This window comes from Phaeobacter sp. JH204B, from assembly GCF_048055755.1.
Taxonomy (GTDB): domain Bacteria; phylum Pseudomonadota; class Alphaproteobacteria; order Rhodobacterales; family Rhodobacteraceae; genus Phaeobacter; species Phaeobacter bryozoorum.
The window spans coordinates 14,633-26,227 of sequence record NZ_JAYMXF010000007.1 but is presented as its reverse complement, the minus strand read 5'-3'; the positions used below and the strand labels follow the sequence as shown (position 1 = coordinate 26,227).

Sequence of the window (11,595 nt, the reverse complement as noted above, 5' to 3'; positions counted from 1 at the left end):
CGATCAGCGCGCTGCAAGCGTGGCACGCAGAAGCCGCGCTTCATAGCTGCGCAGGCTGGGACGCGCCGCGGGGCCGTACCCTTTTCCGGTGAGCGGATCCAGCTCCGGGAACAGCGCTTGCAACTCGGCCAGAACGTCAGCGTCGAAATGTCGGCTGGTCTGTGGTCCCGGCAGGAAACTCTCGGTCAACAGGCCTTCACTGATGACCAGCTGATGCTCATCGAACATCACATGCACATAGGTCACCCGACCTCCCGGGCGGCGGGTAATCGACTGATCGTTGATCAGATCTTTTGCTGCGATCAGTACCTCATGGGCGCCAAAGAGCATCTCTGCCATCCCGTCGCTGAGCAAGATGCGGTGCTGTGGCGAAACCCAGAGTTCTTCATGATCTCCAAGCGCACCCGCCTTGATACAGATCGGAGCAAACCGCCCCTTGGCCTGAACCTGCCTTGAGCCGATCCAACGTAGCGGCTGCAAGCCGTTGTCCCGCGTCATGACCAGATCGCCGGGCCGCAGGGTCTCGACAGGTTGCAGCCCTTTGTCGGTCAGCAGGCGACTGCCGGTCACGAAGCAGGGGATGCTGGTGGCCTCGACATAGCCAACGTCACTATTGGTGCCGTTGCTGGCTGTATAGGTAAAGGCGAAGTCCTCGACGTCGCCATCGCCGATCAGGGTCAGCGTGCCGTTTGCATTCAGCTGAACCTGCTGGCCGGTGCCAAGGGTAACAACGTCCCCGGCGACAACCGCGACCCCATTGATATGGGTGATCGTCAGCGTGCTTGTGGAGGTGTTGGTGTCATTGGCCAGCACATTGACCACCCGGGATCCATTGGCATCAACACGGGCGAAATCGGTCTGCGCGATCACATCGGTTTGTGCCGAATCGGCAGCGATCAGAAGATTGCTGTCGTAGCTGCCATCCGACACATCGGCGATGCCGATCCGGATGGTGTTTTCCACGCCCGGATCAACCTGCATGGTCAGCGTCATCGTGACGGTCAGACCATCCATTTCGGTGTTGTAGTCGTCGTTGGCGTTGTCGAGATAGATATTGGAGTTCGTATTGGAGTTCACGTTGCCGGGATCGGTATCGCCGTTGCCGAACTCCAGATTGACCATCTCGCCGTTGACCCAGACGCCTACAAAATCCTGAAAGACAGAATCCTGGTATTCCGGGTATTCCTCTGAGGCGAAGACAAATTGAATCGTCATCACCGAGCCATCGGGCACAAACGTGACATCCAGATAGGAGGCGTCGAAGGTCTGCGTGCCAGCGGCGGCATTGAACGTGGGATCTCCGTTGGGGCCGTCGCTTGCGGTGGTCTGATTGGTGGACTGGTTGGCCTCTCCGGTTGAGTTGGTATAGGCGCTGGCCTGCCCGGTGGAGAGGATGATTCCGGTGTCCGACGGCGTCGCACCGGGCGCAATAGAGTCACCGTTGGAATAAATAGCCGACGCGCGGGTGTCACCGGTGTAGCTTGCGCTGATCACTTGCACGCCATCGCCAAAGATGGTCTCGGCCATCTGCACCGCAGTGGCGTTTATGTCATATGTCAGCTCGGATGCTGCAACCATTGTCTTGTCCCACCTCTTCACGATGAGGCAGCGCATGGTCTGGAACATGACACCTACGCAAGGGGTGCCCCTGCGCCGCCTTAGGGCGACGCGATGTCCGATCTGCTCTGTGGCCCCGCTGTTACGGTGGATCCACGGCGATTGATGCTCTGCCTCGAGTCGTATTTTAAGGATTTATTAACACTCTCACCTCCCGCTTGTCCGGTTGGCGCAGACGGGCGTTGGAAATAATGCTGATCTGCGCGGCATTTGCGCCACAAACCGGCGTTTGGATTTAGCCGCTGTGTGGCAGGGGACGTGGATCCGCAGTCTTCTCCCTCTCCGGCAGCAGGAGATTTGCACCGCCGACAGAACCGAGGTAGCCAGAGGTCATGGAAGGGGGCCAGCCATGTCCGGCCCGAGAACCGGAGGACCCAAATGACGCAGCCGCCCGCGCATTCGCCGCTTGACCCGCAACAGCTCACCGCTGACCTGATCCGCTGTGCCTCGGTGACACCGGAGGAGGGCGGCGCGCTTGTCCTGCTCGAGAAAATCCTGACCGCAGCGGGGTTTTCCTGCAGCCGGGTTGATCGCGGCGAGGTCAGCAATCTGTTTGCCCGCTGGGGTCAAAAGGGGCACCCGCGCACCATCGGCTTCAACGGCCATACCGATGTGGTGCCGGTTGGCGATACCGCCGCCTGGACCGTCGATCCCTTTGGCGCAGAGGAGAAAGATGGTTTCATGTACGGGCGGGGGGCGACTGACATGAAGTCTGGTGTGGCGGCATTTGTAGCGGCTGCCGTCGATCTGGTTCAGACCGCGCCACCCGAGGGAGCGATTGTCCTGACCATCACCGGCGATGAAGAGGGTGACGCAGTCGATGGCACCACCGCGTTGCTGGATTACATGGACCGGGCGGGTGAGCAGATGTCGGTTTGCCTCGTCGGGGAGCCGACCTGCCCAAATGAAATGGGCGAAATGATCAAGATCGGTCGTCGCGGCTCGCTGTCAGCTTGGTTCACGGTGACCGGTGTGCAGGGGCATTCGGCCTATCCGCATCGTGCCAAAAACCCGTTGAGTGCAATGGCGCGCCTTATGGATCGTCTCGCCAGTCATGAGCTGGATCAGGGAACCGAACATTTCGACGCCTCCACCCTCGCCGTGGTCACGATCGATACCGGTAATCCTGCGACCAATGTGATTCCGGCAACGGCCCGTTCGACGGTGAACATCCGGTTCAACGACGCCCATTCCGGTGCCGGTCTCAGCGACTGGCTGCGGGCAGAAGCGGATCGCATCGCGGAGGAGTTCGGTGTTGAGATCGGTTTGGAGATCAAGATTTCGGGCGAGAGCTTCATCACTCCGCCCGGCCCGCTGTCGGATCTGGTGAGCACAGCGGTTGAGGCCGAGACCGGGCGCAGACCAGAGCTGTCCACGACGGGCGGCACCTCTGATGCACGTTTTGTGAAACACCATTGCCCGGTTGTCGAGATCGGGCTGGTTGGCAAGACGATGCACCAGGTTGATGAACGTGTGGAGATCGCCCAGATCCATCAGTTGAAATCGATTTATGGCCGTATCCTGCGGGATTACTTCGCCGGGAAGTGACCGGCAGGTGATCTGGCACATGAAGAGCGCGCGCGTCGGACAATGACATCCGGCGCGCGCTTTTCACGATGACCTTGGAGCGCGGGCGTGGTAGCTCAGACCTATGACCCGTATTCCTTCCAAGGCAGAAATCCTCGAGTGGATCTCAGCCCATCCGACCCATAACTCTAAACGCGACATCGCCAAGGCTTTCGGCATCAAAGGCTCCGACAGGATCGACCTGAAAAGGATCCTCAAGGAGCTCGAGGCAGAAGGCCATCTGGAGAAGCGCAAGAAAACCTACCGCGACCCGGAGCGCCTGCCGCCGGTCAGTGTCCTTCAGGTTAAGGCACCGGACAGCGATGGCGATCTTTTTGCGCGTCCGCTGGAATGGCACGGCGAAGGCGTAGAACCCATCGTGCTGGTGATGCCGCGCGCGTCCGACCCTGCGCTGGGCGAGGGGGATCGGATCCTGGCACGGCTAACCCTGGTTCAGGACGCCGAATATCACTATGAGGCACGGCTGATCCGCCGTATTGGCACGAACCCGCGCCGGGTCATCGGGATCTTCCGCAAGGGTGATGAAGGCGGTCGTATCGTGCCTATCGACAAATCGGCATCGACGGAATGGGCGGTCGCGGAAAACGCCACCCATGGTGCGCGCGACGGCGAACTGGTTGAAGCCGAGCAGGCCGGACCGAAATCGCGTCTTGGCCTGCCGCGGGCTCGCGTTGTCGACCGTCTTGGTGATCCGTCAGCGCCCAAGGCGGTCTCGTTGATCGCCATCCATCAGCACGGCATCCCCGACCATTTCCCCGATGAGGTAATTGCGGAGGCCGATGCGGCCAAACCCATGGGGCTGAAGGGGCGCGAGGATCTGCGCGATCTACCGTTGATCACCATCGACCCGGCGGATGCACGGGACCATGACGACGCCTGCTATGCCCATGCGGATGACGACCCGAAGAATCCCGGTGGCCATGTCATCTGGGTCGCGATTGCCGATGTCGCGGCCTATGTGCGCCCCGAGTCGATGCTGGATCGCGAGGCCCGTAAACGCGGCAATTCCAGCTATTTCCCGGATCGTGTCGTGCCGATGTTGCCTGACCGTCTGTCCGGCGATCTCTGCAGCCTCCACGAAGGGGTGCCGCGCGCCTGTATCGCCGTTCGGATGCAGATTGATGCGCATGGAAACAAGATCGGCCATCGCTTTGTGCGCGGGTTGATGCGGTCTGCGGCATCGCTGCACTACGGGGAAGTGCAGGAGGCCATGGATGGGACGCCGAATGATCGCACGGGCCCCTTCTTAGAGCCTGTTATCAAGCCGCTTTATGCTGCCTACGCAGCCTTGGTCAAAGCGCGCGCAGACCGTCAGCCGCTTGATCTCGACCTACCCGAACGCAAGATTGTTCTGGACGAGAAGGGCACGGTCGTCTCGGTTAATTTCCGCGACCGGCTGGATGCGCACAAGCTGATTGAGGAGTTCATGGTGCTTGCCAATGTGGCGGCCGCCGAGGCCCTGATCAAGAAGCGCACCCCGCTGTTGTTCCGCGTGCATGAGGAACCGGCACCAGAGAAGCTGGAAGCGCTCCGCGAAACCGCCCGCGCGGCCGGGCTTTCGCTGGCCAAAGGGCAGGTGTTGCAGACCCGTCATCTGAATGCACTGCTGCATGGGGCTGCGGGGACCGATGACGCTGAGTTGATCAACATCTCGACTCTTCGCTCCATGCAGCAGGCCTATTATGCGCCTGAGAACTTTGGGCATTTCGGTCTCGCCCTGCGCAACTATGCGCATTTTACCTCACCGATCCGCCGCTACGCCGACCTTATCGTGCACCGGGCGCTGATTTCAGCCCATGGCTGGGGCGACGACGGTTTGGCGACCTCCGAAATTGAGCGTCTGGAGCAGATCGCCACCCATATCTCCGAGACTGAGCGGCGGTCGATGATGGCGGAGCGGGACACCACCGATCGTTATCTGGCGGCCTATCTGGCCGAACGGGTCGGCAATGAATTCGAAGGCCGGATCAGCGGCATCGCGCGCTTTGGCGCTTTTGTGAAACTGGACGAAACCGGGGCTGATGGCCTGGTGCCCGTCCGGTCCATCGGCCGGGAGTTCTTTCACTTTGATGCCGAGGCGGGAACCTTGATGGGCTCCGATACCGGGTTGATCATCACCATCGGCCAGCGGGTGAAGGTGCGATTGGCACAGGCGACCCCGGTGACCGGTGGGTTGGAGCTTGAACTTCTGTCTATCGACGACAAGCCGATGCCTGCGGGGGGCGGCAGCGGACGCCGCAGCCCGGCCGGGCGCTCGGTGAAACGCAAATCCGCCAAAGCAAAGGCCAAGCGCAGCAAGATCAAGCGCAAGGTGGAGAGAAAGCGCCGCAGCTAACAGCGGCGCGCCCCTTGTTAGGCTCTAGTTGAAACGGTCCGGGTCCACCCGGGTCTCACCGGCTGCGGTCGTGGAGGCATGATAGGTCAGGGCGTGACGGATCAACCAGCCGTGGCGCAATGGCTCCACATCTTCGACCCGGTCGAACAATACGCCGCGGGTCCCGTCGAATTTGTCCCAGGCTGGATAGCGACTGGCAAAATTGTCGATCACTCTGCTCTGGCAGTGAACGAGCAGGGCGAATCGCGCGTGCTTCGATGGTCCCAGCCGCAGCGGTGTTCCAAGCCCGGAGCGCGCCGCCGCATATGACGGTTGACCCCATTTCAATGTCTCGGCCACCGCCCCGACCTCCGGGGCATTCTCTGCAACCTCAAAGATCAGCTCCCGCAGACGCAACAGGCCTTCGCGCGCGTCCGGGGGGGCTTGATCAAAGACGGCAGCGACTTCGGCGCTGGCAAAGGGGCGTATCATATCCGTTTGGCTCCTTGATGAATGGTCTCTCTGTTTTAGCGGCGCGTGATGACAGAAACTGTCATTAGGGTTAGAGAGTATGAGACATGTCTCGATCTCATCGTCTCTTTCAGCTTATGCAGTTGCTGCGCCAGGGTGCCGGTCCTCATACCGCCGCCGGACTGGCGCAGGATCTGGGAATTTCGGCCCGCAGCGTGCACCGGGACATCGCAACCCTGCGCGAGATGGGGGCGATTATCGACGGAGAGGCAGGCTATGGCTTCACCCTGATCGAAGACAACGCATTGCCGCCCATGGGGTTTCGCGACACTGAATTGGAAGCGCTGGTTCTGGGACTGCGCGAAGTTCAGCAGATCGGCGATCCGGAACTGGCGGATGCCGCCGCCGAGGCCTTGCGAAAGTTGCAGGCCAGATTGCCGGACCGGCAGGCCCACAGGCTGCGCCATGCTGTCCTGTCAGCCTATCGCTTTCAGAGACCGGAGCCGCCGGGTATTGCGCTGGCGGATCTGCGCCGTGCCACATGGGACGAGGTCGAGGTACTGCTGGACTACTGCGATGCCAAAGGCGCCGTCACCAAGCGGCAGGTGAAACCGCTCGGTCTGGTCTATTTCGATCGCTCCACGGTGCTGATCGCCTGGTGCGGGCTGCGCGATGATGTGCGGGTGTTTCGGGTGGATCGGATTGCCGGGTTCGAGGCGACAAACATCAGCTTTCGCCCGCAACGCGTCCCGATGCTGCGGGATGCGCTGGCCCAGATGCGGGCCGATCGTGTCGCCTGCGGGCCAGTCCAAACCGCAGCCCCGGATCCGCCCGAGGCTTGATCCAGGCAGATCGGCAAACCTCCGCACATCCCTTCAGCGGCGCTTTGTGGGAACCTGCGATGCGGGTAGACTGGCAGCGAGCAGAAAAAAATGAGGTGTAAGATGCGATACGATCTTGGCGCCCGAAGGCAAATACTCCTGAAAACGGCGATGGTTGCGGCATTGATGATGACCGCTGTTGGCGCGCAATCCAGCCCGCCAGCTGCAACCGGACGACAGGTGGTGGAGGGGGCGACGTCGCAGCCGCCGCAGGTTTCCCTACGACCGATTGCCCGCCCGGTGGCTGTTTCGGCTGTGACGGAGCCGCAATTGCGGCCTCGGACGCGCCCGCTACAGCAGACAACGGCAGCGGAACAGCCCAGCGTTTCGGCCGCCAAGCAGCGCGCTTTTCAGGCCTGGGTAACGGCCTTTCATCCCCGGGCACGGGCCGAGGGGCTGTCGCAGGCCACTTTGGACCGTGCGTTTGCCGATGTGAGTTTTGACCCGGATATTGTGCAGCGGGATGGCAATCAGTCAGAGTTTGTCACTCCTATCTGGACCTACCTTGAGCGCGCGGTTTCCGAGGCGCGGATCGACAACGGCAAGGCGGCGCTGCGCGACCATGCGCAGACGCTGGCACGAATCGAGGCCCGCTATGGCGTCGACAAGGAAGTCGTTACGGCTGTTTGGGGCATGGAAAGCAACTATGGCCGGTTTCGTGGGGAGCGTGAAATCATCCGTTCGCTCGCCACATTGGCTTTTGACGGGCGGCGCGGGGCCTTCTTTGAGAGCCAGCTGATCGCCGCCTTGAAGATTCTTCAGGCTGGCGATGTCTCCCCGCGTGCCATGACGGGCAGCTGGGCAGGTGCCATGGGGCATACGCAGTTCATGCCGACATCTTATCTGGCCTATGCCGTGGATTTCACCGGGGATGGCAAACGCGATATCTGGTCGGAGGATCCCACAGACGCGCTGGCCTCAACCGCAGCCTATCTCAAGCGGTTTGGCTGGGTCAAAGGTCAGCCATGGGGGCTGGAGGTCCGACTGCCAGCCGGTTTCGACTATGCGCAGGCTGATCGCAAGATCACCAAATCCGCAGAGAGCTGGCGCAGGCTGGGCGTTACCCTTGCAGATGGCAGCCCCTTGCCCGACCATGGCGAGGGAGCGCTGCTGCTGCCCGCAGGCGCGCAGGGCGCGGCCTTCATGGTCTATCGAAATTTCGCGGCCATCGAACGTTACAATGCAGCTGATGCCTATGTTATCGGCGTGGGTCATCTGAGCGACCGGCTGCGGGGCGGTGGTCCGATTCTGGCCAGCTGGCCGCAGGACAGCCGCCCCCTGACCTACAAGGAGCGGCGCGAACTCCAGCAGCGGCTGACAGGGGCGGGATATGGCACCGGCGGCGCGGACGGGCGGATCGGGCCAAAAACCCGCGCCGCCCTGCGCGCCTATCAACTGGCGATGGGTCTGACGCCCGATGGTCACCCCTCGCTCACGGTATTGAATCGGCTGCGCTGACGGCCCTAGCCGAGCGCAGCCGTTGCAAAGGCAATGGCCAGTCCCAGCCCCAATCCGCAAAGACCGGGCACAACCCAGCCGGACGCCCCTTGGCGGCGTCGGCTTCGGTCGGCGTTCTCATGGGTCTGCGCGATCAGCGCCTGTTCGACCAGCGCGGGCAGGCGGGGGCCGAAGCGCGCCATCACCTTGGCGGTGCTCATCAGATCGCCGACCACCGCGCGCGGGCCGATGGATTTTTTGATGTAATCCTCAACCACGGGGCGCGCTGAATTCCAGATATTGATATGCGGATCCAGCGACCGCGCCACGCCTTCCACCACCACCATGGTGCGTTGCAGCAGAATCAGCTCGGTGCGGGTCTCCATGCCAAAACGTTCGGTCACCTCAAACAGGTAGTTGAGCAAGCGACCCATTGAGATATGGGTGGCATCCATGCCAAAAATCGGCTCGCCCACGGCGCGCAACGCACGGGCAAATTCATCGACATCGCGGTCGGCCGGTACGTAACCGGCCTCGAAATGCACCTCGGCCACCCGCTTGTAATCACGCTTGATGAAGCCAAAGAGGATCTCGGCGTAGACGCGGCGGGTGTATTCGTCGATGTGCCCCATGATGCCAAAATCATAGGCGATGATATCGCCATTGGCGGCGACCTTCAGGTTGCCCTGGTGCATGTCGGCATGGAAATAGCCGTCGCGCAACGCATGGCGCAGAAACAGCGAAAGCACGCGCTCCGCCAACACCCGGCGATCGTGGCCAGCGGCATCCAGCGCGGCATTGTCGCCAAGTGGGAGCCCATCGGCCCAGCCCAGTGTCATGACTCGGCGGGCCGAGTGATTCCACAGGATTTCCGGCAGCTGAAATCCGTCGTCACCCTTGGTATTGGCGGCAAATTCCGAGGCTGCCGCGCTTTCCAGTCGCAGGTCCAGCTCACCCTGCACCACGCCGTCGAAATGCTTGATCACATCCATCGGCTTGAGCCGCCGCGCGCCGGGCGCAAACAAATCGGCGATCCGTGCGGCAAAATAGAATGCGTCCACATCCTTGCGGAAGGCGCGTTCGATGCCGGGGCGCAGAACCTTCACCGCCACTTCGCGACCGCTCTCGACGAGCCTTGCGCGATGGACCTGCGCGATGGAGGCAGCCGCAATCGGTTCGCTGAATTCGGAATAGATATGCTCGACCGGCTGGCCCAACTCGTGTTCGACCTGTGCCATGGCTTCGGCTCGGGAAAACGGCGGCAGCTTGTCCTGTAGAACGCGCAGCTGTAGCGCCAGATCGTCACCGACCACATCGGGTCGGGTCGATAGCACCTGACCGAACTTAATGTAGGCAGGCCCCAGCGCGGTCAGCGCTCGGGTGGCGGGCGGCATCGAGGGATCGCCCTTGTAGCCGAGCCATTTGAACGGCCAGCCAAGGGTGCGGGCCAGAATACGCAGCGGTTTCGGCGCCTCGAAAGCATCAAGCACCACGTTCATGGCGCCAGTGCGCTCAAAAGTGGCGCCTGTGCGGATCAGGCGGATAATATTGTGGGGTCCACGCATGGATCAGATCTTCCAGCCGGAGTGCAGCGCAGCGATTCCCAACGACAGGTTGCGGTATTTGGCATTGGCAAAACCAGCCGCGCGCACCATCGACAGAAAGGTCTCCTGATCGGGGAAGTTGCGGATCGATTCGACCAGATACTGGTAGCTGTCATAATCGTTCGCGATCATCTGCCCCATGCGGGGAATCACGTTGAAGGAATAGAGGTCATAGGCCTTTTGCATGGCCGGGTTCGGCAGCTGGCTGAACTCCAGCACCATCAGGCGCCCTCCCGGCTTCAAGACACGGTAGGCTTCATTCAGGGCTTCCTGAGGGCGGGTGACGTTCCGAATGCCAAAGGAGATGGTGTAGACATCAAAGCTATTGTCCTTGAACGGCAGCGCCATGGCATCGCCGGTGACCCAATCCAGGCTATCGGCCATCTGCGCGGCTTCAGCGCGTTTGCGTCCCTCTTCCAGCATCGGGGCTGTCAGATCGAGCACCGTAGAGTGGCCATAGCCTGCGCGCTTCAGAAACCGGAAGGAAATGTCACCGGTCCCGCCGGCAACATCCAGCAGTCGCTGGCCAGGGCGCGGCGACAGCCAGTCCATCATCGCATCTTTCCAGATACGATGAATTCCCATGCTCATGACATCGTTCATAACGTCATATTTTGAGGCGACCGAGTTGAACACGCCCTGCACGCGCCCTGCCTTCTCCGACTCGGGCACGGTTTCGAACCCGAAATGGGTGGTATCTTCAGATCTCTGAGTCATGCGGCTTGCCGTTTGTTGTGTGTCGCCCCAGTTATAGGGCGCTGGAAGGGCGGTACAATGCGGCCCTTCGGCCCCATGTTGGTGCAATGTGTCAGGAGGGATGTAATGCCAGAATTGCCCGAGGTCGAGACGGTGCGCCGCGGATTGTCCCCCGCGATGGAGGGCGCGGTGATCGAAAAGGCCACTGTAAATCGCCCGGATCTGCGCTGGCCCTTCCCGGAGCGTATGGCGGAACGGCTGACAGGCCGCCGCGTCAATGCGCTTCGGCGGCGATCAAAATACATCCTGGCCGACCTCGACAGTGGCGAGACATTGCTGGTGCATCTGGGCATGTCGGGCCGCATGACGGTATCTGGGGATCCCTTGGGACAGTTTGTTCATGATCATCCGCAGGCGCAGAAACATGATCATGTGGTTTTCGATATGGATAATGGGGCGCGCATCACCTTCAACGATCCGCGCCGGTTTGGCGCCATGGACCTGCTGGATACGGCCACGGCGGATGAGCACAAGCTGCTGGCAGTTCTGGGACCGGAACCGCTGGGCAATGCCTTTCACGAGGATCATCTGATTTCTGCCTTCAGGGGGCGCAATACGCCGGTGAAATCGGCGCTGCTGGATCAGGGAATCATCGCGGGTCTCGGCAATATCTATGTCTGCGAGGCGCTTTTCCGCGCCGGAATATCACCGCGGCGCAAGGCCGGGCAGATCGCCGCGCAGCGGGTTGCCACCCTGGTCCCGATCATCAAGGAGGTCCTGGCAGACGCCATCAAAGCGGGCGGATCATCGCTCAAGGATTTCCGACAAGCTGATGGAGAACTTGGATATTTTCAGCACAGCTTTGATGTATACGGCCGCGAGGGAAAGCCCTGCCGACGCGCCGGATGTGACGGGAGCATTGCGCGGCTCGTCCAGTCCGGGCGATCATCCTTCTACTGCGGCAAATGCCAAAGATAGCTTGATCGCG

The 11,595-nt window shown here is 61.3% G+C and carries 9 protein-coding genes; 5 read left to right on the top strand and 4 right to left on the bottom strand.

What is annotated here, in order from left to right; translation table 11 throughout:
- Positions 1–3: 3 nt before the first annotated feature.
- A complete protein-coding gene (locus VXL81_RS02330) occupies positions 4–1,578 on the bottom strand; it encodes a Hint domain-containing protein (protein WP_416552791.1) in 1,575 nt (524 codons plus the stop codon).
- A 417-nt stretch (positions 1,579–1,995) separates the two neighbouring features.
- Between VXL81_RS02330 and dapE the strand changes: the two genes are divergently transcribed.
- Together dapE and rnr are read left to right on the top strand one after the other, a co-directional pair.
- Complete coding sequence (dapE, locus tag VXL81_RS02325; RefSeq protein WP_416539836.1) at positions 1,996–3,165, top strand: succinyl-diaminopimelate desuccinylase; 1,170 nt, start codon at positions 1,996–1,998, stop codon at positions 3,163–3,165.
- Between the two features lie 103 nt (positions 3,166–3,268).
- A complete protein-coding gene (gene rnr / locus VXL81_RS02320; RefSeq protein WP_416552789.1) occupies positions 3,269–5,539 on the top strand; it encodes a ribonuclease R in 2,271 nt (756 codons plus the stop codon).
- Between the two features lie 24 nt (positions 5,540–5,563).
- Here the strand turns inward: rnr and VXL81_RS02315 are convergent, their stop codons facing one another.
- A complete protein-coding gene (locus VXL81_RS02315; RefSeq protein WP_416534288.1) occupies positions 5,564–6,010 on the bottom strand; it encodes a DUF1801 domain-containing protein in 447 nt (148 codons plus the stop codon).
- A gap of 86 nt (positions 6,011–6,096) precedes the next feature.
- On the opposite strand from VXL81_RS02315, the gene VXL81_RS02310 reads away from it, so the two are divergent.
- Both VXL81_RS02310 and VXL81_RS02305 read left to right on the top strand, forming a co-directional pair.
- The gene (locus tag VXL81_RS02310) at positions 6,097–6,831 is read left to right on the top strand and encodes a helix-turn-helix transcriptional regulator (protein WP_416538124.1); all 735 of its coding nucleotides are present in this window, start codon (positions 6,097–6,099) and stop codon (positions 6,829–6,831) included.
- Between the two features lie 102 nt (positions 6,832–6,933).
- Positions 6,934–8,328 (top strand): lytic murein transglycosylase, encoded by a 1,395-nt coding sequence (locus VXL81_RS02305; protein WP_416552787.1) that lies wholly within the window; start codon positions 6,934–6,936, stop codon positions 8,326–8,328.
- A gap of 5 nt (positions 8,329–8,333) precedes the next feature.
- Here VXL81_RS02305 and ubiB read toward each other — a convergent pair whose 3' ends face one another.
- Positions 8,334–9,872 carry a 2-polyprenylphenol 6-hydroxylase gene (gene ubiB, locus VXL81_RS02300; protein WP_416552785.1) on the bottom strand — a complete coding sequence of 513 codons (1,539 nt, stop codon included), beginning with the start codon at positions 9,870–9,872 and terminating at the stop codon, positions 8,334–8,336.
- A gap of 3 nt (positions 9,873–9,875) precedes the next feature.
- Entirely contained in the window at positions 9,876–10,628 is a 753-nt protein-coding gene (gene ubiE, locus VXL81_RS02295) for a bifunctional demethylmenaquinone methyltransferase/2-methoxy-6-polyprenyl-1,4-benzoquinol methylase UbiE (RefSeq protein ID WP_340547229.1), read from the bottom strand.
- Between the two features lie 105 nt (positions 10,629–10,733).
- Here ubiE and mutM point away from each other — a divergent pair, with 105 nt between their 5' ends.
- The gene (mutM, locus tag VXL81_RS02290; protein ID WP_416552783.1) at positions 10,734–11,585 is read left to right on the top strand and encodes a bifunctional DNA-formamidopyrimidine glycosylase/DNA-(apurinic or apyrimidinic site) lyase; all 852 of its coding nucleotides are present in this window, start codon (positions 10,734–10,736) and stop codon (positions 11,583–11,585) included.
- Positions 11,586–11,595: the final 10 nt, after the last annotated feature.